The organism is Pseudomonas sp. BIGb0278, from assembly GCF_024809895.1.
Classification (GTDB): domain Bacteria; phylum Pseudomonadota; class Gammaproteobacteria; order Pseudomonadales; family Pseudomonadaceae; genus Aquipseudomonas; species Aquipseudomonas shirazensis.
Genome location: NZ_JANUEL010000001.1, coordinates 1,836,754 through 1,859,780 on the forward strand (window position 1 = coordinate 1,836,754; position 23,027 = coordinate 1,859,780).

15 protein-coding genes are annotated in these 23,027 nt (G+C 60.9%); 9 read left to right on the forward strand and 6 right to left on the reverse strand.

Translation table 11 applies throughout. The features are described from left to right. Positions 1 to 27: 27 nt before the first annotated feature. Positions 28 to 2,337 (reverse strand): fatty acid cis/trans isomerase, encoded by a 2,310-nt coding sequence (locus tag M2396_RS08295; protein WP_181089356.1) that lies wholly within the window; start codon positions 2,335 to 2,337, stop codon positions 28 to 30. A gap of 164 nt (positions 2,338 to 2,501) precedes the next feature. Between M2396_RS08295 and metH the strand changes: the two genes are divergently transcribed. Next, the gene (gene metH, locus M2396_RS08300; protein WP_259074156.1) at positions 2,502 to 6,209 is read left to right on the forward strand and encodes a methionine synthase; all 3,708 of its coding nucleotides are present in this window, start codon (positions 2,502 to 2,504) and stop codon (positions 6,207 to 6,209) included. A 103-nt stretch (positions 6,210 to 6,312) separates the two neighbouring features. Further along, positions 6,313 to 6,531: a DUF2970 domain-containing protein gene (locus M2396_RS08305; RefSeq protein ID WP_101318479.1), complete on the forward strand. Its 219-nt coding sequence runs from the start codon at positions 6,313 to 6,315 to the stop codon at positions 6,529 to 6,531. 272 nt (positions 6,532 to 6,803) lie between these two features. Here the strand turns inward: M2396_RS08305 and M2396_RS08310 are convergent, their stop codons facing one another. Then, positions 6,804 to 7,880, reverse strand: coding sequence for an ABC transporter substrate-binding protein (locus M2396_RS08310; RefSeq protein WP_188035715.1), 1,077 nt, complete (start codon positions 7,878 to 7,880; stop codon positions 6,804 to 6,806). A gap of 211 nt (positions 7,881 to 8,091) precedes the next feature. Between M2396_RS08310 and M2396_RS08315 the strand changes: the two genes are divergently transcribed. From M2396_RS08315 to nhaA, 4 genes are all read left to right on the forward strand, one after another. Next, positions 8,092 to 9,744: a nitrite/sulfite reductase gene (locus M2396_RS08315; RefSeq protein WP_101318475.1), complete on the forward strand. Its 1,653-nt coding sequence runs from the start codon at positions 8,092 to 8,094 to the stop codon at positions 9,742 to 9,744. Next, on the forward strand, positions 9,728 to 10,222 hold the full coding sequence (locus M2396_RS08320) for a DUF934 domain-containing protein (RefSeq protein ID WP_101318473.1): 495 nt from the start codon (positions 9,728 to 9,730) through the stop codon (positions 10,220 to 10,222). Before M2396_RS08315 ends, M2396_RS08320 begins: the two co-directional genes overlap by 17 nt. Before the next feature lie 149 nt (positions 10,223 to 10,371). Further along, positions 10,372 to 11,961, forward strand: a complete 1,590-nt coding sequence (locus M2396_RS08325) for a hypothetical protein (protein ID WP_101318471.1) — start codon at positions 10,372 to 10,374, stop codon at positions 11,959 to 11,961. Positions 11,962 to 12,350: 389 nt separating this feature from the next. Continuing rightward, positions 12,351 to 13,541, forward strand: coding sequence for a Na+/H+ antiporter NhaA (nhaA, locus tag M2396_RS08330; RefSeq protein WP_259074157.1), 1,191 nt, complete (start codon positions 12,351 to 12,353; stop codon positions 13,539 to 13,541). A 61-nt stretch (positions 13,542 to 13,602) separates the two neighbouring features. Here the strand turns inward: nhaA and M2396_RS08335 are convergent, their stop codons facing one another. The 4 genes from M2396_RS08335 to vasI all read right to left on the reverse strand — a co-directional run bounded on the left by M2396_RS08335 (position 13,603) and on the right by vasI (position 20,214). Continuing rightward, positions 13,603 to 14,472 (reverse strand): DMT family transporter, encoded by an 870-nt coding sequence (locus M2396_RS08335; protein WP_259074158.1) that lies wholly within the window; start codon positions 14,470 to 14,472, stop codon positions 13,603 to 13,605. A gap of 63 nt (positions 14,473 to 14,535) precedes the next feature. Beyond that, positions 14,536 to 18,174: a type VI secretion system membrane subunit TssM gene (gene tssM / locus M2396_RS08340; RefSeq protein WP_259074159.1), complete on the reverse strand. Its 3,639-nt coding sequence runs from the start codon at positions 18,172 to 18,174 to the stop codon at positions 14,536 to 14,538. 7 nt (positions 18,175 to 18,181) lie between these two features. Beyond that, positions 18,182 to 19,636: a type VI secretion system protein TssA gene (gene tssA, locus M2396_RS08345; RefSeq protein ID WP_259074161.1), complete on the reverse strand. Its 1,455-nt coding sequence runs from the start codon at positions 19,634 to 19,636 to the stop codon at positions 18,182 to 18,184. Beyond that, positions 19,624 to 20,214: a type VI secretion system-associated protein VasI gene (gene vasI / locus M2396_RS08350; RefSeq protein ID WP_224786365.1), complete on the reverse strand. Its 591-nt coding sequence runs from the start codon at positions 20,212 to 20,214 to the stop codon at positions 19,624 to 19,626. Before vasI ends, tssA begins: the two co-directional genes overlap by 13 nt. Positions 20,215 to 20,606: 392 nt before the next feature. Between vasI and tssB the strand changes: the two genes are divergently transcribed. The 3 genes from tssB to tssE are packed head-to-tail and all read left to right on the forward strand — an operon-like array spanning position 20,607 to position 23,025. Further along, a complete protein-coding gene (gene tssB / locus M2396_RS08355; protein WP_150569589.1) occupies positions 20,607 to 21,113 on the forward strand; it encodes a type VI secretion system contractile sheath small subunit in 507 nt (168 codons plus the stop codon). A 14-nt stretch (positions 21,114 to 21,127) separates the two neighbouring features. Next, complete coding sequence (gene tssC, locus M2396_RS08360) at positions 21,128 to 22,618, forward strand: type VI secretion system contractile sheath large subunit (RefSeq protein WP_259074162.1); 1,491 nt, start codon at positions 21,128 to 21,130, stop codon at positions 22,616 to 22,618. Further along, on the forward strand, positions 22,615 to 23,025 hold the full coding sequence (gene tssE, locus M2396_RS08365; RefSeq protein ID WP_259074163.1) for a type VI secretion system baseplate subunit TssE: 411 nt from the start codon (positions 22,615 to 22,617) through the stop codon (positions 23,023 to 23,025). The genes tssC and tssE overlap by 4 nt, the downstream gene beginning before the upstream one ends. Positions 23,026 to 23,027 lie beyond the last annotated feature (2 nt).

A 23,027-nucleotide genomic window follows, 5' to 3' on the forward strand; every position in this document is an offset into this window, starting at 1 on the left:
GATCAGCCCTCCTGCCGGGCGGTCAACTCACAGGTTTTCATAGCGGTTCATGTCCAGCACCCCCGCTTCAAGCGGATCGGTCTCCTGGATAAAGGTATTCAGATCATGGAAGTACTGCCAGAACTGCGGGTGACTGCGGCGCACGCCCCAACGCATGACGATGCGCTCGAACTTGGCCGGATCATCGCGCGCAGCTTCCATGTCTTCGACCCACTCCGGGACATCGCTGGCCGGGATGTTGAAGATGAAATTGGGGTAGCTGCTGAGCACGCCCGGCACCAGGGTCAGGGTGTCCAGACCCGGCTGATAGCGCGATTCCTCACCCAGCAGGAACGCCACGTTGCTGTGCGCACGGTTGCGCAGCAGGCTGTAGACCTGGCGTTGCCCACCCTGCCCTTCGATACGCAGCATGCTCGCTTCGGGCAGCTGATTGATTACCTTCAGGCCTGCGGCAGGACGTGATACCAAGCGGCTGAGGCTCTGCTCGACATCGCGAAACTCGGCGCTCATCTGCGGCCGCGAGCAGTACGCGCCCTGGCAGCGGTTGATCGGGTCGGGCGTGACATTGAGGCTCTTGGTGCGCTGCAGCAATTGCAGACCGAAGTCGCGCTTGGGGTCACGTTCGTCGAGCTTGAAAGCGCTTGCCGTATCGGTGTCGATGTCTTCGTAATCCAGCCACATCTTGACCTTGCCGGTGGTCTGGTACCAATCGCTGAGGATCGCGCCGCGCTGGTCAGCGGGCATCAACCGCAGGAAATTGACCTCGGCGCCGTTACGGATCAGGTCGAAGTAGAGCCGGGTCTGCAACTGGTGCGAGACGTTGCCGAACACATCGAAGTTGACCGCCAGTTGGTAATAGGTGCGCTCAAGCAGCGGGTAGTCGAACAGCCAGCTAGTCAGTGGCACGTCGCCAATCAAGCCTTTGCTCACCGAGGCGCTGTCGAAGTGGCGGAAGATGCTCAGCAGCGCGTTGTCATTACCGGCCCACAAGGTCGACCAGCTCGGCGCGGGGGCCTCAGCATAGGCTTCGCGGCGCAGCTTTTCGTATTCGTTACGCTTGTCGCGGTAGGAATGCCAGAGGCTGATCACGCTGCCAACGTCGTCGATCTGGCCGGGCATGGCCAACAACGGCGTCGCCTCACCGCGATAACGTGCGTCGGTGATGTACAGGTCATGTGCAGGCTCCTGGAACAATGCCCAGAAGTTGTCGCGAATCACATCGGTGGCAATCTGCCCACGGCAGACCGGCCCGCGGATGAACGTGCGCACGAAGTACTCGGCGTTATCCAGCATGAACTGGTAGCGCGCCACCGCCGGGATCGCTTCGAAGGTCTCGAACGGGTTGGCCCGGTGCCTTGGGCCATAGCCTGGCAATGAGGTGGCATGCCAGTCGCCACTATAGAACAGCTGCTTGACCCGTTTGAGCTTCTGCGGCCCGAGCGGGTAGCTGATGTGCGTTTTGTGAACGATCACGCCTTGCACCGGGACCAACCGGTAATAGAAGTCAGTACCGGGCGGGTCGTTGGGTCGGCGAGTGGCGATGATGTCGGCCGGCTGACCGCTGGGCGTGCGCGAACGCACCCACTGGAAGAAGTGCCCAGGCTGGCCACCCACGAAGTCGATATGGGCAAGAAACAGATGTTCGTACAGCCAGCGACCGATCAACGCCTCGGATGAGCCTGGGCGGTTTAGCAACGCTTCCCACTCGGCGATCTGGCTGGCTTCCGCAGCGCTCGGCTGTAGCGCCTGGGCATCGACCGGCGCACCGGCTGCCAGCCAGCGCTGCAGGGTCTGGTATTCCTGATCGGTCAGGCCGGTGACGGCCAGGGGCATACCTTCGCCAGGATGAACACCGGCGTAGGCATCGAATTCATGGGGCAACGGGCACATATTGTTGCGATTGAGGCCCAGCACAATGCTCTCGGGCAGTTTGGCGTTGGGCGTCAGCGGCGTCTTGTGGCCCAACTCGAGCATGCGCGCCATCAGCGCCGCCTGACTGCCCTGGCCGTCGAGCACCGAATAGAAGCCCTGCTTGCGCCAGGCCTGCTCGCTATGGGCGTCATAGAACAAACGCGTGGTCGGCACCGCCTGGCTGCGGTCGCCTTGATACACCGGCACCTTGGAGGCGCCGCGCTGGGCGCCGTCGGCACTGCCCAGGTTGAGCTGGCAGGCAGCGTCGTTGCAGGCGTGGCAGGCCACACACTTGTTGGTAAAGATCGGCTGAATGTCCCGGGTGTAGGAGATTGCCGGGCTCGATTGCGGGGCCTGCCCCAGCGCCATGCTGCTGACCGACAGGGCCAGCGTGCCAGCTAGGGCAAGTAAACAGCGGTGAATCATGTGCCGAATGTCCTGGTTTCGAATAAAGCCATCACGGTGTATCTAACGGGCCGACGGGATGCGTAAACATGAGAGAAATTCATGCAAAAGCCCTACGCACCTAAAAACCGCGCAGCTTTGCTATCATTCCGCACCTTCTGTTTTTCGCCCGACCAGGTAGTCCTATGTCCGACCGTAGCGCTCGTCTCCAAGCACTCCAGCACGCACTCAAGGAGCGCATACTGATCCTCGACGGAGGCATGGGCACTATGATCCAAAGCTATCGTCTCGAGGAACACGACTATCGTGGCACGCGCTTTGCCGATTGGCCAAGTGACATCAAGGGCAATAACGATCTTTTGCTGCTGACCCAGCCCGATATCATTGCCGCGATCGAGAAAGCCTACCTCGACGCTGGCGCCGATATCCTCGAAACCAACACGTTCAACGCCACGCAGATTTCCCAGGCCGACTACGGCATGGAAGCGCTGGCCTATGAGATGAACCTGGAAGGCGCGCGTATTGCCCGCCAGGTGGCCGACGCGAAAACCCTGGAGACGCCAGACAAGCCGCGCTTCGTCGCCGGCGTGCTCGGCCCGACCAGCCGCACCTGCTCGATTTCGCCCGACGTCAACGACCCGGGCTATCGCAACGTCACCTTCGACGAGCTGGTAGAAAACTACATCGAGTCGACCCGCGGGCTGATTGCCGGGGGCGCCGACCTGATCCTGATCGAAACCATTTTCGACACCCTCAACGCCAAGGCGGCCATCTTCGCCGTGCAGCAGGTGTTCGAAGACGACGGCATCGAGCTGCCGATCATGATCTCCGGGACCATCACCGACGCCTCCGGGCGGACCTTGTCCGGGCAGACCACCGAAGCCTTCTGGAACTCGGTGCGTCACGCCAAGCCCATTTCGGTCGGCCTCAACTGCGCCCTCGGCGCCAAAGACCTGCGCCCGTACCTGGAAGAGCTGTCGACCAAAGCCGACACCCACGTTTCTGCGCACCCCAACGCCGGCTTGCCGAATGCCTTTGGCGAATACGACGAAACCCCGGCAGAAATGGCCGAAGTGGTCGAAGAATTTGCCGCCAGCGGCTTTCTCAATATCATCGGCGGTTGCTGCGGCACCACCCCAGGGCACATTCAGGCGATTGCCGAGGCCGTGGCCAAGTACCCGCCGCGGGTCATCCCGGAGATCGCCAAGGCCTGCCGGCTGTCGGGCCTGGAACCATTCACCATCGACCGCCAGTCGTTGTTCGTCAACGTCGGCGAGCGCACCAACATTACCGGTTCGGCCAAGTTCGCCCGGCTGATCCGCGAAGAGAACTACACCGAGGCGCTGGAAGTCGCCCTGCAGCAGGTTGAAGCCGGCGCGCAGGTGATCGACATCAACATGGACGAAGGGATGCTCGACTCCCAGGCTGCCATGGTCCGTTTCCTCAACCTGATTGCCGGTGAACCGGACATCTCGCGCGTGCCGATCATGATCGACTCGTCCAAGTGGGAAGTGATCGAAGCCGGCCTCAAGTGCATCCAGGGCAAGGGCATCGTCAACTCGATCTCGATGAAAGAAGGTGTAGATGCCTTCAAACATCACGCCCGCCTCTGCAAGCGCTATGGCGCAGCGGTAGTGGTAATGGCCTTCGACGAACTGGGCCAGGCCGACACAGCGGCGCGCAAGCGCGAAATCTGCCAGCGCAGCTACGACATTCTGGTCAACGAAGTGGGCTTCCCAGCTGAAGACATCATCTTCGACCCGAACATCTTCGCCGTTGCCACCGGCATCGAAGAGCACAACAACTATGCCGTCGACTTCATCGAGGCCTGTGCCTTCATTCGCGATCATCTGCCCCACGCACTGACCAGTGGCGGCGTCTCCAACGTATCGTTCTCGTTCCGTGGCAACAACCCGGTGCGTGAGGCGATTCACTCGGTGTTCCTCTACCACGCGATCCAGAATGGCCTGACCATGGGTATCGTCAACGCCGGCCAGCTGGAGATCTACGACGAGATCCCGCCTGCGCTGCGTGAGAAGGTCGAGGACGTGGTGCTCAACCGCACCCCCGAAGGCACCGACGCGTTGCTGGCGATTGCCGACGACTACAAGGGCGGCGGCGCCACCAAAGAGGTCGAGAACGAAGAGTGGCGCTCGCTGCCGGTCGGCAAGCGCCTCGAACACGCACTGGTCAAAGGCATCACTGCGTTCATCGTCGAAGACACCGAAGAATGCCGGCAGCTGGCGACACGCCCGATCGAGGTTATCGAAGGGCCGCTGATGAGCGGCATGAACGTGGTCGGCGACCTGTTCGGCGCGGGCAAGATGTTCCTGCCACAGGTGGTCAAGTCGGCCCGCGTCATGAAGCAGGCGGTGGCCCACCTGATCCCGTTCATCGAAGCGGAAAAAGGCGACAAGCCCGAAGCCAAGGGCAAGATCCTCATGGCCACGGTCAAGGGCGACGTGCACGACATCGGCAAGAACATCGTTGGCGTGGTGCTCGGTTGCAACGGCTATGACATCGTCGACATGGGCGTGATGGTCCCGGCCGAGAAAATCCTGCAGACCGCCCGCGAGCAGAAGTGCGACATCATTGGCCTGTCCGGGCTGATCACGCCGTCGCTGGACGAAATGGTCCACGTCGCCCGCGAAATGCAGCGCCAGGACTTCCACCTGCCGCTGATGATCGGTGGCGCGACCACCTCCAAGGCGCACACCGCAGTGAAGATCGAGCCCAAGTACTCCAACGACGCGGTGATCTACGTGACCGACGCCTCGCGTGCGGTCGGCGTGGCCACCCAGTTGCTGTCCAAGGAGCTCAAGCCGGAGTTCGTCGAGCGCACTCGCCTGGACTACATCGAAGTCCGTGAACGCACCGCCAACCGCAGTGCCCGCACCGAACGCCTCAGCTACGCCCAGGCGATTGCTGCCAAGCCCAAATACGACTGGGCCGAGTACACCCCGGCAGTGCCCTCCTTCACCGGCGTCAAGGTGCTGGAAGACATCGACCTGCGGACCCTGGCCGAGTACATCGACTGGACCCCGTTCTTCATCTCCTGGGACCTGGCCGGCAAGTTCCCGCGCATCCTCACCGACGAAGTGGTCGGCGAAGCGGCTACCGCGCTGTATCAGGATGCCCGCGAGATGCTCGACAAACTGATCGACGAGAAGCTGATCAGCGCGCGTGCGGTGTTCGGCTTCTGGCCGGCCAACCAGGTCGCCGACGACGACATCGAAGTGTACGGCGCCGATGGCCAACCGCTGGCCAAACTGCACCACCTGCGCCAGCAGACGATCAAGCCCGACGGCAAGCCCAACCTGTCGCTGGCCGACTTTGTCGCACCGAAGGACAGCGGCGTCAGCGACTATATCGGCGGCTTCATCACTACCGCCGGCATCGGCGCCGAGGAAGTGGCCAAGGCTTATCAGGACAAGGGCGACGACTACAGCTCGATCATGGTCAAGGCGCTCGCCGACCGTCTCGCCGAGGCCTGCGCCGAGTGGATGCACGAGCAGGTGCGCAAGGACTATTGGGGTTATGCCCGTGATGAGCACTTGGACAACGATGCGCTGATCAAGGAGCAGTACAGCGGTATCCGCCCTGCCCCGGGCTACCCAGCGTGCCCAGACCACACCGAGAAGGAAACCCTGTTCCGCCTGCTCGACGGCACGGCCATTGGCGAGACCGGCCAGAGTGGTGTGTTCCTTACCGAGCACTTCGCGATGTTCCCGGCGGCAGCGGTCAGCGGTTGGTACTTTGCCCACCCCAAGGCGCAGTACTTTGCCGTGGGCAAGATCGACAAGGACCAGGTCGAGCGCTACAGCGAGCGCAAAGGCCAGGCGCTGAATGTCACCGAGCGCTGGTTGGCACCTAATCTGGGTTACGACAACTAAAGCGTGCCAGGGGCTAGGGCCTGCCAGGGGCTGCTGCGCGGCCCCTGCCTGCTGAAGGTCTACACTGTGCACTGATCGCCTGCGCTACCTACAGGAGGCCAGCATGGACGACCCCAGCCAAGGCAAACCGCCGACCTTCTGGCAGATGCTGCACAGCGTGCTTGCCGCTGCCCTGGGCGTGCAGAGCGGCAAGAACCGCGCTCGCGACTTCACTCATGGCAAGGCCAGCCATTTCATCGCCCTGGGCGTGCTGTTCACGCTGGTATTCGTACTGGTGCTGATTGGCCTGGTGCAACTGGCCATGCACCTGACCGCCCGTTGAAAGGCAAGCCGCCCGTGGCGGTGCCTGCCACGGGCGGTTCAGGTTGCAATCACGGTCGACAGCGGTGATGCGCTACTGATGGCTGACCCAGTACACCGCAGTGACGACGACCAGCACGATCAGACACAGGATCGCCCAGGCATCGACACTGCTGTCGCTTTTGCGCAGCTTGGTGGAGTTACCCATTGCATTGCCTCTTGTAGTGGTTATGGGAATGCACATACACCACCAGCAGTTAAGTCGAGCAATGCCCTTGATTCAAGCAGGGTCTTTCAATAGTCGACCGGTGACGTCAGAAACGGGTAACGATAATCGGCTGGTCGCCCTTCGGCGCTGAAACGGTGGAAGTCCAGACCATAATCGTCGCCCTCCTGCAGGGCCAGCCAGCGCCGCGCCTTGGCCTGATCGATTGACTGCAGCACCGGCAAGCTGTATTCGCCGCCACCGTCGCGATTGATGGCGATGCCCTGGGCGTGGTCATGCAGCATGACCATGGCCCAGCCGCCGACAGTGAAATGGCCGCCCATCAATACGCTGAGGCGCCCGTCGATACGCGCGCGCAGCGCTTCAGGCGAGCTGTTGACCGCACCGAACAGCACATCCACGCCAGGTTTGCGCCCCGCTGCCTCGAACGCCTGCATCGCTCCAAAAGCCATTTCGTCATTGGCCGACCACACCAACTGCGCTTGTGGATAGCGCTCGAGCAGCAGCTGCGCTTGCTCGAACGCGCGCTCGCGGTTCCAGCCGCCGTATACCACCTGGCGCAAGCGCACCTGCGGGTGATCGGCCAAGGCCCGGCGCATGCCATGCTCGCGGAGTTGCGAGGCCGGGGTGGTCTTGACGCCGGCAAATGCCAGCAGGTCGATCGGCTCGTCCGATGGCGGCAACTTCGCGACCATCTCGCGCAGCATCTGGTAACCGGCCTGCTCATCGTTACTGGTCAGCGTGCCCAGCACTGGCGGGTATTTGTCCGGTTGTGCCCGGACGCTCTCGAGCTGGTTATCGGTCAGGCCGTTGTTGACCAGAAACAGCTGCACGCCGCTGTCGCGGGACAGGCGAATGATCTCCGGAGCGACATACAGCTCGTTGACCAGCACCAGATAGTCGGGGCGCTGCGGCCCGCTCAAGATAGCCCGCGCCTGGCTCAACACCAGATCGGCGCGGCGCTCGCTGTATTCCACCCGCAGCTGCATGCCGAGATCGTCAGCGGCGGCCTGCATGAAGCGCGTGTATCCCACCCAGAAGTTCTCGTTGGCATGACCCGGGTTGAGAAACACCACGGACGCCGCCTGCGCACCGGCCGATAACGGCAGAAACAGGCACAGACTCTGGCACAGCGCTTTGAACATGGGTGCATCTCTGTGGAGCAAAGCGCGGATTATACCCAGCGCAGACGCCTGGAATAAATGCCAGTCAGTCTCACTTAGTCCGTTTAGTTCTTTTCATATGCAAAAACATCACTTTAGCGCATAAATGCAACCTGATATCGTTCCCCGGCTCCGAACCGGAGTGCGCGGCCGTGCGCGCGATTAGCTGCATGCAGCCTGAGACAGGACTTTTATGTACGTATACGACGAGTACGATCAGCGGATCATCGAGGACCGCGTCAAGCAGTTCCGTGATCAGACCCGCCGCTATCTGGCCGGTGAACTGAGCGAAGAAGAATTCCGCCCTCTGCGCCTGCAGAACGGCCTGTATGTCCAACGTTTCGCCCCGATGTTGCGGGTGGCCGTGCCTTACGGCCAACTCAACTCGACGCAAGTGCGTGTGCTGGCGAAGATCGCCCGCGACTACGACAAGGGCTATGCGCACATCAGTACCCGGCAGAACGTCCAGTACAACTGGCCGGCGCTGGAAGACATCCCGGACATCCTTGCCGAGCTGGCCACCGTGCAGATGCACGCGATCCAGACCAGCGGCAACTGCCTGCGCAACACCACCACCGACCAGTTTGCCGGCGTCGCCGCCGACGAGCTGATCGATCCGCGCCCATGGTGCGAGATCATCCGTCAGTGGACCACCTTCCACCCCGAATTCGCCTACCTGCCGCGCAAGTTCAAGATTGCCGTGAACGGCTCGAAGGACGACCGCGCGGCCATCGAAGTGCACGATATCGGCCTTGAGCCGGTGCACAACGAAGCCGGCGAACTGGGCTTCCGCGTGTTGGTCGGCGGCGGCCTGGGGCGTACCCCGGTGGTCGGCTCGTTCATCAACGAGTTCCTGCCGTGGCAGGACCTGATCAGCTACCTCGACGCGATCCTGCGCGTGTACAACCGTTACGGTCGTCGTGACAACAAGTACAAGGCGCGGATCAAGATCCTGGTCAAGGCCCTGACCCCGCAAGTGTTCGCGGAAAAGGTCGAAGCCGAAATGGCCCACCTGCGCGGTGGCAACACGACCCTGACCGAAGCCGAGATCGAGCGCGTTTCGCGCCACTTCGTCGACCCGGCCTACCAGGCGCTGGACAACGTCGACTACGCCGAGCTCGACCAGGAGTTCCCAGGCTTCGCCCGCTGGCGTTCGCGCAACACCCGTGCGCACAAGCGCCCAGGCTATGTGGCCGTGACCCTGTCGCTGAAGCCGACCGGGGTTGCCCCGGGCGACCTCACCGACAAGCAGCTGGACGCCGTTGCCGATCTGGCCGAGCGCTACAGCTTCGGTTTCCTGCGGACCTCGCACGAGCAGAACATCATCCTTGCCGATGTCGAGCAGCGTCAGCTGCACACGCTCTGGCAAGAGCTGCGCGAAAGCGGCTTCGCCACGCCGAACATCGGCCTGCTGACCGACATCATCTGCTGCCCGGGTGGTGACTACTGCTCGCTGGCGAACGCCAAGTCGATCCCGATTGCCGAGTCGATCCAGCGTCGCTTCGACGACCTCGACTACCTGTTCGACATCGGTGAGCTGGACCTGAACATCTCTGGTTGCATGAACGCCTGCGGTCACCACCACGTCGGCCACATCGGCATCCTTGGTGTCGACAAGAAGGGCGAGGAGTTCTACCAGGTCTCGCTGGGTGGCAACGCCGCCCGTGACGCGAGCCTGGGCAAGATCCTCGGCCCATCGTTCGCTCAGGACCAGATGGCCGATGTGATCGAGAAGCTGATCGACGTCTACGTTGAACAACGTACCGAAGAAGAGCGCTTCATCGACACCTACCAACGTATTGGCATCGACCCCTTCAAGGAGCGCGTCTATGCAGCGAATCATTAAGAACAACCAGCTGGTCGACGAAACCTGGCACTTGCTGCCCAAGGATGCCTCGTTCGACGAACTGACCAACTGCGACGACTACATCGTGCCGCTGCAACTCTGGCGCGATCACGCCCATGCGCTCAAGGCCCGCGATGGCGGCCTTGGCGTATGGCTGGACAGCGACGAAGAAGCTGAAGAAATCGGTGACGACGTTGCGCATTTCCAGGTAATCGCCCTGAACTTCCCGGCCTTCACCGACGGGCGCAACTACTCCAATGCGCGTCTGCTGCGTGATCGCTATCAGTTCAAGGGTGAGCTGCGCGCAATCGGCGATGTCCTGCGTGACCAGCTGTTCTACCTGGCGCGCTGCGGCTTCGATGCATTTGCCATTCGCGCTGACAAAGACCCCGTCGATGCCCTGGAAGGCTTGAAAGATTTTTCGGTGACCTACCAGGCCGCGACCGACGAACCGCTGCCGCTGTTCCGCCGCCGCTGATCGTCTGTGCTTGAGCAATCAGCCCGCCCTTTGGCGGGCTGATTTGTTTCTGGCTGGCGCAGCCCCGCCAATACCTACATGAACGCTAAGGTTTTGCCTGACCGTGCCGATACCTTGGGTTAGACCCTAGATCTGCACGGAAGCCGACCATGAATGCGATAACTGCTGCGCAGCGCCTAACCCCAATCTACAACGCTCCGCCGCCTGTTCAAGTGCAGGCGGTTGCCCAAGCCAGCCAACCCCTGACCTCGCCAAGCACTTCGGTCAGCCTCGGCCAGGCGGTGGACGCTACCCCCGACCCGACCTACACCGCCAACGGTACGCTGGCCAACGGTACTCTGGCTGGCCCGCAGGTGCGCCACGTCTGGGAGCGGGAAGGATCGGACAAGCTCAGCATTGCCCTGATGAACAGCATCCAGTCGTCGTCCAATGGTGGCCGCTTCCAGAACATCGGCGCCGCGCTGCTGGAGCAATTGGCAGGCAATGGCGGCAAGGCCGTTTCGCAGTCCATCATGACCATCGCCAGCGGCGAGCAGCCCAATGAGGCTGCCCTGCAATTGCAGCTGGCCAACCTGCGCTCGCACCCCACCAATGGGGTGACATTCAGCCTGACCACGGCCTCCGGAGCGACCGTCAACCTCTCCCTGGCGAGCAGCGCACAAGGCCTGGCCGTGAGCGCCGAGGTGCTTGGCGGTGAACTGAACGACGAAGAACTCCAAGGCCTGGCGGCAATGGCCGACGACTTCCAATCGGCGCTCGACGGCCTGACCCAGGTGCCACCGCGCTTGCAGCTCGGTAACCTGGTCAAGTTTGACACGACGCTGTTCAGCGGCCTGCAACTGAACGCCAAGCTGGACGTCAACGGCGAACCACAGACCTTTGACCTCAGCGTCAACGAGCAGTCGCGCAACCTGACACTGGACGGCCCCTCCGGGCGCGTACAGATGAACCTCGACACGCCGGACGCTGCCAAACTGGGCAGTAGCAGCCAGCGCCAGGCCGCCATCAGCAATTACCTGAGCCAGTTCGACGCCGCGCAAAAGCGCGGTAAAGGCGATGAGAACCTGATGAACCTGTTCAAGGACGCCTTCACCCAGCTCAACGCCGTCGATGACGGCAAGCAGGCGGTGACCGAGCGTGGCTCGTTGCAGAGCGCCAGCGACCGCGCCCTGCTCAGCGGCCTGGCCGACTTCAATGCCTCGATCAGCCAGACCTCGCAGCAGAGCAACCCGATGCGCCTGGAAGAATCCGACCGCTTCGATTACCGCGCGTCGCAATCGACCAGCATTACAGGTGGCGGCCAGCTGACCCGCTCGGTGCAGCAGGATCAGCAGAGCGCACTGAAAGCGGGTTACCACCTGGGCCTCAACCCGCTGACCAACATGCAGCTAGGGCTGGACCGCGAATCGCAGAACTACCGCTATCACGAGATCAACGACCAGGCCAGCAGCAGCACGCGCCTGGCCTTCGACAAAGGCCGCCTGGTCGAAGCCAGCGCCTCGCAATCCGCCAGCCAGAGCGAGCGGGTGCGTACTTATGTGAATGGCGACCTGACCGATGACGTGACCACGCCAAGCTCGAGCAGCCGCAGCCAGAGCCTGCTGACGGTACTGGACGACAGCTTCCGCCAGGAGCGCATCGCACGCGAGCAGAGCGGCATCTCGATCCTTGATGATGCACTGCAGTCGCTGCGCAGCCGCTGGCAGCTGCAAGGGTCGACTGCGGCCATCGGCGGCTAACGCCTGACCGCGCTCGAGCAGACGCCCGCAATGGGCTGATGCTCGAGCGCGGCGCCCCATTGCAACATTTCGATGCAGACCCCTCGCCCACCTTGACTGCCAACTCTGTATAATTCGCCGCCTGGCGTGTGCTGCGTGCGCCCGGGAGCTATCCCGAATACGGAGAACATTCATTTGTTTTCCGAGAGTCCATCCATGTTGCACGCAGCCTTGCTATTTCTTTGGCGTATGCCGTTCCCGCGTTTTTTGCCGGGTACGTGCTCGCTGCATCCCCTTCCCTTCTTCTCGCCTATTGTTGCAGTGGCCCATTCGGTGCCAGCGCTTTGCCGTGGCCGTCGTTCGGCCAATGCCTGCAGCATCCAGGGCGAATCCATGAACGAGGACCTCGCATGACCGTTTCTCTGAACAACGCCCAGCGGCGCCCATTGCTGCAGCGCCTGCTCGCCAGCGAAGCCGCAGGCGGCGTGGTGCTGATGCTTGCCGCAGTAGTAGCCATCATCATCGCCAACAGCCCATGGGCTGCGGCCTACCAACACCTGCTGCACCTACCCCTCGGCCCCACCTTCACGGACAAGCTCGGGCCGATGACCGTGCACCTGTGGATCAACGACGGCCTGATGGCGATCTTCTTCCTGATGGTTGGCCTGGAGATCAAACGCGAGATGGTCGACGGCCGCCTGGCCACCTGGGAGCAACGCCGCCTGCCAGCGCTGCCAGCGCTGATGGGCATGGCAGTGCCAGCGCTGATCTACCTCAAGGTGTCTGCCGTCGAACCGGGCCTTGCCGGTGGCTGGGCAATCCCCGCGGCCACCGACATCGCCTTTGCCGTCGGCGCCCTGGCGCTGCTCGGCAAGCACGCACCGCTGTCGCTGAAAGTGATGCTGGTATCGGTGGCGATCATCGACGACATGGGCGCAGTAGCGATCATCGCGCTGTTCTATACCTCCTCGATTAACCTCATCGCCCTCGCCGGCGCCGGCGCTATCGTCGCCCTGCTGCTGGGCCTGAACCGCCTGCGCGTGGTCAGCCTGTGGCCATACATGATCGGCGTCGCCGCCCTGTGGTACTTCACCCTGCTGTCCGGCGTGCACGCGACCATCGCTGGCGTGGTCGGCGCACTGCTGATCCCCTACACCGCCGGCGATGCCAAGAGCCCGCTGCTGACGCTGGAGCATGCCATTGCGCCGTGGGTAGGTTTCCTGATCGTACCCGCGTTCGGCTTTGCCAATGCTGGCGTGGCGTTTACCCATTTGAGCTGGAGCGACGTGTTTGCGCCGTTGCCGCTGGCGATTGCCCTTGGGCTGCTGCTGGGCAAGCAGGTTGGGGTGTTTGCCGGGGTGTTGCTGGCGGTCAAGACTGGCCTGGCTTCGAAGCCGCAAGGGGCCAGCTGGTTGCAGATTTACGGGGTGGCCATGCTCTGTGGGATTGGTTTCACCATGAGCCTGTTTATCGGCGAGCTGGCGTTTCCCGGGCAGGCTGAGCTGATTGATAAAGCCAAGATCGGGATTTTGCTGGGTTCGCTACTGTCGGCGGTGATTGCTTGTTTGATATTGCGCTTTGCGCCTAAGACGGTGAAGTGAAGGGGAACGGCGCCGGGTCAGCGGCGCCGTTCAGCCGCGGCTGTCATGGCCAGCAACCCTCTTAGCCATACAGGTGGATAAGGCCAGCGCCGATCAGCACAAAGGTAATGCCCGAGACCTGCAGAGCTGTGAGGCGCTCGCTGTGAAAGATGTAGCCGAGCACGGATGCGATACCGCCGGACAGAGTACTGATTACCGTAACGATCGAAACTGAGCCGCTCATTGCGCCCAAGGAAAAGGCGGCAAAGCCGCTCAAATTACACAGGCTCGCGGCGCAGAGGGTTCCATAGGCCTTGAGCTGAATAGCGCTCTGCCGTGACAACATCGGGATCACTTCTCGCCACAGCACGGCCACGCCAATGATATAGATAAGCCACAGCATATTGATTGGGCCGAGTGCGGGAAGTGCATAGGTGCCTTGCAACCATAAGCTCGTGCCGTAACAGAGGGCAGCCGCAAGCGCATAGATGATGGATGCCCTCCCCTGTCGCACTGGAGTGTGATTGCGGGGGGATGGCCTGCGGCTTACCAAGAGCACCCCGCAGACACAAATTAAGACACCCGTGAATTGCCAGTTGGTCAACGTCTCACCCGCTACCCATGCGATCAGAGTAGTGACAACTCCATAGCTTGTGACCAGCGGCGCGACCAAGGCGGTTTTGCCTATTGCGAACGCATTTGCCAACGCGAGAGCGCCTGCCACTGCACAAATGGCTGCGAGCAGGCCAAGCATGATGGCTAACAGTGGCGCATCGATCAGGCGAATCAGGTGTCGACTCGACATCAGCAACATCAGGCTCATCACGATCAAGCCAATGAGCTGCCCGAAAAAAACAGATCGCCTGACACCGAACAGCCGCGCATTGATACCCACCAGAAAATCGGTCACGCCCCAGAAAACCGCAGCCAACAGGCCCATTGATACATCCATATCAGTGCTCTCTTTCTTATTGTTATGGACCCCGACTGCGTCACTCGCCGGGTTGTCCCAGCTCTAAAACGCGCTACTCCTGCCTTCCTCCAACACGCTCGCCTGGAGTAGATTCGAAGACTGTTGTAATAGCCCGCGGGGCAGCTTGAAGCCCTTGAACGGCTGCTGGGTAATCGGGTTGAAGGCCTTCTCGGAATTCAGTCGGTAGCGCATCACCCCCTCCCCTGTTGTGAAGCTCAAGTCGACACTGGTAGCAGTGCGACCGTTGAGCGCGCCTCGGCTGAGCAGGCGGAACATCGACCATGGGCCGCGGTACTCCAGGCGGCTGCTGTTGCCATTGAGCCTAAGCAACGTCAGGTTGCTGCGCACCTGCTGGCCAAGCGTATTGGGCCAGACAACACCTGTAATCTGGCTCGGGCCATGGGTGTAGGAAATCAGCTGACCGTCGAGGTCCAGCAGACTGGTGCGTTGGTTGGCGCTGAGCCCAAGCGGCTCGATGCTGAATTGCACACTGAGGTTGCCGCGCTGATCAAAGAAGGTGTCGCGGATGCGCTCTGCCGCTTGCAACTGAGCGATCACATCAGGGCGGATCAGCGACTCGCTGTATTGGTCGGACTGCAAAGCCTCGATGTTGTCTTTCAGGAAGAGTGTCAGGTACTGATCCTGAAACTGCTGCAAGCGCCCCTTCGGTCCAAAGAAGGCCTCAAAATCATCCAGCGAGGCATCGACTGCGGCCGCGGCAAACGGATAGCGACCGGCCAACCGCTGCTGGAAAAAGCTGTAAACGTCGGCGTCCCATCGCCGCTCCAGTTCACGCAGCGCTTCAATGTTGAGCACGCGAGCGGTCTGGTCTGCAACCTTTTTGACCTGCTGATTGAGCGGCTCTGGCAAGCCGCTGGCAACGCGTTGCAACGTGCCAATCGGTTCGTGCCCGGTCATCGAGAAGCGCTGCATTACCGCATTCAGTGCGGCCCGGCCACGATCGGGGCTGTCGTGGACCAGTCTGGCGTAATCGTACACGGCAGTGATCGCGGTCAGGGTTTCATCGTAGTAGCTAGGCTTCTCGCCCTTCACTTCCAGCATGGAATTAAGGCCGGCAAAAGCACGGCGGATGCTCACGGTCTGCGGCGACTCAGGCATGCTCGCTGCAGGCTGGACACCATTGGGCTGGTCCTGCCCGGTACTCACCACCGGCAACGAACTCAGCGTGGTATTTTCCGACACCGTTTCCAGCAACCGCTGCATAGGCGCAGCAGGACCGGTCAGTTGCTCCAATACCGTCACAGCATGCTTCAGGTCCTGGAAGTCAGTGATAGCAACAGCGTTCAGGGCCTGCCGCCAGCTATTGACGTAATCGGCGCTGTAGAGGCTACGAACGCGCTCGGTCAAGGCTTTACGGTCGGCGTCCGAGTAGTCGAGTTGATCGCGCTCTCCTAGTACCCACTGGTCAATCATGGCTATGTCGGTGATCTTCTCGCTGTGAGGCTCAAAATAGCTTTTGTAGCCTTCAGCCGTGAGCAGCTTTGCCAGCAGCAAGCTCTGATAATCAGGTTTGCCTGCAGCGCTTGACTGGTAAACCACGTCGAACGCAGGCCCGACCTGATTGCGCAGGTCAAGGTTGCCGTGCAGCTGCTCCTGCGCCTGCTGCTTGAGCGCGTTGTACACCCGTTGCGGGAGCGGCAATTCGCGCAGGGTTCGCTGAATCTCGCTGACCCGCAGACGATACTGCGGCAGATCGGTATCGGCGTATGCCATGGCGTAATGCAGATGGCGCATCAGATTACGCTGAACCTGGCCTTGCCCAGGAAAGGCCGCCTGCCACTGCTGGGCCATCCATTCCTCTACCCACTGCGGGCGGCGATTGCTACGGTCCTCGATCATGCGATAAACCCGCAGCGCAGCCATCTGCTGCTCGCTGCCGGCAGGCGCAGCGTCCATGGCCTTGATGACGCCAGCCGCCAGCGATGGCAGAAAGCGTCTGGACAGCAGACTCAGGTACGCTTCGTCTACCCTCGGCCCGATTGCGCGCCCCTGATAAAGGCCCAGATCTGCCACACCAGGCCATGCTCCGCGATAGTCACCGAACACAGCTACTGCATCGCGGATCTGGTCCAACGGACCTAGCAGGTTACGCCCGGTGGGGTCGATATGCTGGTCGACCTCGTGAAGGCTGTATTCCTGACTCTTTGCCAGGACAGCAGCGGCTTTCAGCTGGTTGACGTCGAAGTAGCGTTGCCAGCTGGCGGTCGCGACTGCCAGCGCCAGAAGGCCTACACCAGAGCCAAGCCACACCAACTGGCGCTTGTTGCGGATTACCTTGGCATTGTCGCCAGCGAGGCCAGCCTCCTTGTAGATGACCCGTTCGAACAGTTGCTGGATGAAGTAAACCACTGGCTGACCATGCGGCTTGCCTTCACGCAGCACCTGTTTGATTACGTAAGGCTGGGCCGCCTCGCGAACGAACGCATTGGTGATCTGCCCCTGCTGCAGTACTGACGACCAATACACACCGCGCACCAAGGCCGGGGTGGTGAAGCGATCACTCGCCAGGACTTCATTGAGAAAACTCAAACTGACGGGACGCAGACCGATGAATTGGGCATGCAGCGACATGAGGCGCTCCCGCTGGGACGGGCATGCCAATAGCCGCAGCTGCTCGAGTACTTGTTCGTAGAGCAGAGCGGTCAGTTTGTCGTAGTGGTTGGCGAACTCATTCAACCAGGCATCGAAGTCGCTGACGGCGTCCAGCCTGAAGGTGAAACCTAGTATCTGCTCGCGTCCCTTTACAGGCATGCGCGCGAAAAACTGGTCGAAGCCATCGAGCAAGTCAAGTTTGCTCATCACCACATACACCGGCAGGCGCGAACCTAGCTGAGTACTAATGTCGTACAGCCGGGTGCGCAAGGTGTTGGCTAGCTCGATGCGTTGCTCTGGCGAAGCATGCAGCAGGGCTGGCAGATCCACTACCAGTAGAAGGCCATTGAGAGCCCGGCGGCTTCGATTGCGGACCAGCCAGTCGAGCAGATGATTCCACAGCTTCGCCTGGCTGCCGGCAGGTATTGCAGCATTGGATTCGGACGATGTATCGCCTGATTCAGGCTTCGCCATTGCCTGGGTGATCAAAGCCCCGGGCGGATCGATGATCACGGCGTCATCGCTGATCCACCAGCCGATTGGATAAGCGAGAGTATCCAGCGAATGCCCTCGGGTCTGAGCCTGATCGACCCGGGTAAGTGCGAAGCGCTGATTGGAACGCTCGATGAAACTGCTCTTGCCGGCATCCGCCACCCCCACGGCCATGTACCACGGCAGCCGATACAAAGCTCGACGCCCGCCAGCATTGCCGAGGTAGTGTTCAAGGCTGCGCTGCAACGCTCGATCCTGTGCCTGCACCAGCGGCAAGCAAGGGTCTGCTTCAGCAGCCAGTTCATGCGTGCGCTGCGCTTGCAGCCAAGCGAACCCTGCCCGCAGCACCAGCGCCCACGCCAACAGCGGGACCAGTACAAGTAGCAGGCTGGCCAAGCTGCGTTGCGTCACACTCGCCAGCGGTTGCTGGCCACGCCAGCTCCAGTGCGGGCCGAGCCACCAGATGGCGATCAGCACGAGCACGCCGCCAAGCCCCAACAGGATCGGCAAGGCCAGGCCGACTCGTCTTGCCAACGGCACGCCCCAACGTTTGAAAACAGTCCAGAGTTGTTTCATGAGGCTCCTAGTCCTTGTTCTGTTTGAGCAGCGCCGAGGTTGCTGCTACCTGCTGCAGCCGGTTGAACACCTCTGGTTCCCAGGCAGCGGCGCTGGTTTGCTGCATGGTCAGCACCACGCTTGCGCACAGGTCCTGAGCCAACCAAGAGAGGCCTTTGGTGGCGAGCAGGTCGGCGGCAATAGCGGTGGTATGGCAACGCTCACGCGGCGAGCGATAGTCTGTTTGCAACGCTTGCAGCTGCAGCAGCACCGGCTCCACCCCTGCCACTTCCAGCTGGCTGACCAACTCGGCGCGCAGGCTGCTGAATTCTTGCGAAGCCGATGTCTGCTCTGTCGGACCGTGGCCACCTTTGAGCCACGCCAGGCACTGCTCGTCGATAAAGGCCGTGCCGTCGCTGAAGCACAGCGACTGCAACGCTGGCAAGCGCAAAACGAAGCGTGCGGTACTGCTGCGAATGGCTTCGGCTACCTCACCCATTGCCAGCCGACCGGCGATGGTAGCCGCAAGGAAACTGCCGCGAATCCAGTAGGGTGAAGCCGCTACGCTCTTCTCCACCCGCAGCAGCAGCGCGGGGTCAACCGCAGTGCCAGCGATCGCTTCTTCGTAGCTGATGGCGATGTCAGCCGGGACCACCATCAGCTCGGTGCGCTGATCCTGCCTTGCAATGGGTGCCAGCTGGATGTGTGCCCACAGGCCAAAGCGCCGTAGCTGAAAGCCGGTGGGGTCATAGATGTCCTGCTGATTGATGAATTCGGCCATGCTCAGCACGGCGCGGCGGGTCTCGCGCTCATTGCCAAGAGAGATGCCCGGCTTGGCCGGCAAGAAGGCTTCGGCCAATGGCGCTGCCTCCCTTGGTGATGGCGCTGGGCTGACCTGCGTCGGCTCGCCGGTACCGCTGGCAAAGTCCACCTGTTTGAGTAGCAAGCGCTGCAGATCATCGACCGCAGCCGCCTCAAGCTGCGCTGACTTGACCTGTTGCTGCAAGCTGGTGAGCGCTCGCTGCGCGGCCGCTGCATTGGCCGGGGTATAGGTAAATCTATCCAACTGCGTAATCGCATCGGTGAGTCGTTTGATGATCAAAGCCACTGACTTGCGTTTACCCAGGAAGCCCTTGGGCCCGGGCTTGGGGTGCGCGGTTTCCCAGTAGCGCTCTAGCATCCCCGCAAGCAACTCCAGGGTGAATCCCCAGCGCTCCCAACAGGCGCTGCGTAGCCAAACGACGCTCAGATGACCAACGATGCGCAGATGTTTGCACTGTTGGCTCAAGTACTGGCGCGACGCTTCCTCGATGTAGCACCAGTCGATCGAAGACTCCTGCATGCCGCCCAGTTTGACCATTTCCTGGTCAATCGCCTGATAAGTCTCGTCCTCCACGTCGAACAGACCTGCCGGAGCTGCGGGGTCGATCGGCGCAAGCAGCCGCACAATTTCTTCCGCCGAGACTGGCGCTACCAACGACATGCTCTGCGCGCCTCCTCGATCAATGGATCCAAGCCCTGGGCATCGAAGCTCAGGCCATTGAGGTCTGCATGTTCGCTGACAACATGGATGCGCTTAGCCCCGATGATCTGCTTGATCTGCTCGATAGCCGGCAAGCCACGGCCGGCATCCAGCACCTGGCCGTTTTCCATCACCTGCCAGGCTGTAGGAACGGTCGATCCGCGCTCGCCTTGCAGCTGGATCCTGACCCATCGGGCGTCAATAGACCGCGAGCTGATCAACTGCAGTCTTGAGATGTTCTGCACACAGCTGATTGCCAAGTAGGGCCGCGGTTCGCCTTCGGCGATTGCCGGAGCCGAGATTACCAGCCGCTTGTGCGCGGGCCCGCCATCATCATGGATTCGAAGGCGGAAGGTCAGGTCATCACCCGCCCGCTCGGCTTCGTTGGTCATGACGCTCTGCACGCTGGGGGAATCCTGCTCGGGTACCGACCAGTCCTGGCTGGCAACCCGCGCCGGAGTTCCGGCAGCCTGGTCAAAGCAGGCCAGACGCTCCAGGTTGGACGTAATACTCGGGCAATCACGTACAGGGTCGGCCAATACCTCGCCTGCACTTACCAGCAGTGAAAAGATAATGCCAGACGCACTCCGAACTAACACCGAATTGAACTCCATTCAATAGGACGCACGCCCAATAGAGCGTAGAAATTTTCTTGGATAACCAGCATAGCGCCAGAATCCATATGTGAGGATCGCTGAGGGAAAGAACACTAATCCAGTTAGAACAAAACATACAGGCAAATATTTCCTTACACTTTTCCGCTCGACCAAAAAGCCATGTTTCGCGCAAGGTTTTAATAAGCCGGCAGTCGCTCACCGCATAACTAAACAGGAATATTACATTTATGTAGGATGCTTCCTACACAAATAAATAAAGTTAACTCTCTAGATGAGAAATCTCCTACAAACATAACAGGAAGTTACGAATTTCTATGGCAAAAAATAACGGTTCCGTAGCGCCAAAAGAGCGTATCAACATCAAATATGTGCCCGCCACCGGCGGCGAGCAGGCCGAAATAGAGCTGCCGCATAAAATGCTGGTCCTGGGCGACTTTGGCCTGGACGACAACCGCACCGTCGAAGACCGCCAGGTCATGGGCATCGACAAGCACACCTTCAATCATGTGCTAAGGGATGCCGATGTCAGCCTGTGCCTGTCGGTGCCGTCGATGCTCAGCGCCGCCACCGATACCGAGTTGGCGGTGCACCTGCAGTTCAATTCGATCAACGACTTCGGGCCTGACCAGGTCGCCCGCAAGGTGCCGGAGTTGAACAAGCTGCTGGAACTACGTGAAGCGTTAGTTGCACTTAAAGGCCCACTGGGCAATGTCCCGGCGTTCCGCAAACAACTGCAGCAACTGCTGACCGACCCGCAGGCGCGCAAGCAACTTGCACAAGAGCTGAACCTGGTGCTCGACGCGCCCAAACAAGACCAATAAGACGGAGCCCGCCGATGCCAAACAAGACCGACACAGCCACTGCCGCCGAACTCACCACTGAAACCCTGGGCACCGCCACATTACTCGATCAGATCATGGCCGAAACAATGCTGGCGCCAACCCAGGAAGGCTATCAAGTCGCCAAACAAGGGGTTGCGGCCTTTATTGCAGACATCCTCAAAAGCAATGAGCCAGATCAACTAATCAACAAGCACAGGGTTGATCAAATGATCGCCGAAGTTGACCGAGTGCTGAGCAAGCAGATGGATGCGATCCTGCACCAGCCTGAGTTTCAGCAACTGGAGTCCGCCTGGCGTGGCCTGAAGCTTCTGGTCGACCGTACCGACTTTCGCGAGAACATCAAGCTTGAAGTCCTGCACGTTAGCAAGGACGACTTGCTCGATGACTTCGAGAATGCCGCCGATATTACCTGCAGCGGTATCTACAAACATGTTTACACCGCCGGTTACGGCCAATTCGGCGGCGAGCCGGTGGCAGCCATGCTAGGCAACTACAGCTTCGGCCCCTCCTCACCGGACATAAAGCTGCTGAGCTATATGGCATCGGTCGGTGCAATGTCGCACGCGCCGTTCCTGACGGCACCCGCCCCCGAGTTTTTCAACCTGAGCAGCTTTGAAGACCTGCCCAATCTGAAAGAGGTGAAAGACATTTTCGCCGGCCCACGCCATGCCAAGTGGCGCGCGTTCCGTGACAGTGAAGACTCCCGCCATACCGCGCTGGTTGGGCCGCGCTTCATGCTCAGATCCGCTTACCACCACCTGGAGCAACCGACCGACAGCTTCAACTATGACGAGAGCATCGACGGCCGCCACGACAACTACCTGTGGGGCAACTCGGCATTCCTGTTGGCCAGCTGCATCAACGACAGCTTTGCCCGCTACCGCTGGTGCCCGAACATCATCGGCCCACAGTCGGGTGGCGCGGTCGATGACCTGCCGGTGCATCTGTATGAGTCGCTTGGCCAGTTGCAGGCGAAGATACCCACCGAAGTGCTGATCTCCGATCGCAAGGAATTCGAGCTGGCGGAAGAAGGCTTCATCGCCCTGACCATGCGCAAGGACAGCGACAACGCCGCGTTCTTCTCAGCCAATTCGGTGCAAAAACCAAAAACCTTCGCCAAGACCCCTGAGGGCCTGCAGGCGCAGACAAACTACAAGCTCGGCACGCAACTGCCGTACCTGTTCATCGTCAACCGCCTGGCGCACTACATCAAGGTCCTGCAGCGCGAGCAGATCGGCAGCTGGAAGGAGCGCAGCGACCTCGAGAACCAACTCAACAAGTGGATCAAGCAGTACGTTGCCGATCAGGAAAACCCCTCGGCTGATGTTCGCAGCCGCCGGCCACTGCGCGCCGCAGCGATTGTAGTCTCCGACGTCACCGGTGATCCGGGCTGGTATCAAGTCTCGGTGGCCGTGCGTCCGCACTTCAAATACATGGGCGCGAACTTCGAGATCTCGCTGGTTGGCCGGCTCGACACGCAGTGACCGGGTTGTTTGACCGGCTGGGAGTGAAGGCCACAGCCAACGTCCAGTCGTCTCGGAGTGAAGCGCGTGGGCGCAAGTTCGAGGTGATCAAGCAACACCTCGAAACCCTGCTCAATTGCCGTGAGGGCTGCTCGCAAAGCAGCCCTGAACTGGGCCTGCGCGACTTCAACGGCCATGACTTGAGCCGCGGTGACTTGCTACAGCAGATCAGCGCCGACATCCGCCACACCATTGACCGTTTCGAACCACGGATCGCAGTGCATGCGCTGCAGGCCGTGCCCGATGCACATGCCCCGCTGGAGCTGCACTTTCATCTGGATTGCCAGGTGCAGGTCAACAACCACGCGGAACAACTGCAGATCGAGTTGCTGGTGAGCGGGCACAGCCGTTACACCCGAGTGAAGTGACC

Bases quoted from the DNA above. Each gene is read 5' to 3' on its own strand.
- M2396_RS08335 (WP_259074158.1), bottom strand. From the start codon at position 14,472: ATGGATGTATCAATGGGCCTGTTGGCTGCGGTTTTCTGGGGCGTGACC.
- M2396_RS08315 (WP_101318475.1), top strand. From the start codon at position 8,092: ATGTACGTATACGACGAGTACGATCAGCGGATCATCGAGGACCGCGTC.
- tssM (WP_259074159.1), bottom strand. From the start codon at position 18,174: ATGAAACAACTCTGGACTGTTTTCAAACGTTGGGGCGTGCCGTTGGCA.
- M2396_RS08310 (WP_188035715.1), bottom strand. From the start codon at position 7,880: ATGTTCAAAGCGCTGTGCCAGAGTCTGTGCCTGTTTCTGCCGTTATCG.
- M2396_RS08295 (WP_181089356.1), bottom strand. From the start codon at position 2,337: ATGATTCACCGCTGTTTACTTGCCCTAGCTGGCACGCTGGCCCTGTCG.
- M2396_RS08305 (WP_101318479.1), top strand. From the start codon at position 6,313: ATGGACGACCCCAGCCAAGGCAAACCGCCGACCTTCTGGCAGATGCTG.
- M2396_RS08325 (WP_101318471.1), top strand. From the start codon at position 10,372: ATGAATGCGATAACTGCTGCGCAGCGCCTAACCCCAATCTACAACGCT.
- M2396_RS08320 (WP_101318473.1), top strand. From the start codon at position 9,728: ATGCAGCGAATCATTAAGAACAACCAGCTGGTCGACGAAACCTGGCAC.
- tssC (WP_259074162.1), top strand. From the start codon at position 21,128: ATGCCAAACAAGACCGACACAGCCACTGCCGCCGAACTCACCACTGAA.
- nhaA (WP_259074157.1), top strand. From the start codon at position 12,351: ATGACCGTTTCTCTGAACAACGCCCAGCGGCGCCCATTGCTGCAGCGC.
- metH (WP_259074156.1), top strand. From the start codon at position 2,502: ATGTCCGACCGTAGCGCTCGTCTCCAAGCACTCCAGCACGCACTCAAG.
- tssA (WP_259074161.1), bottom strand. From the start codon at position 19,636: ATGTCGTTGGTAGCGCCAGTCTCGGCGGAAGAAATTGTGCGGCTGCTT.
- tssB (WP_150569589.1), top strand. From the start codon at position 20,607: ATGGCAAAAAATAACGGTTCCGTAGCGCCAAAAGAGCGTATCAACATC.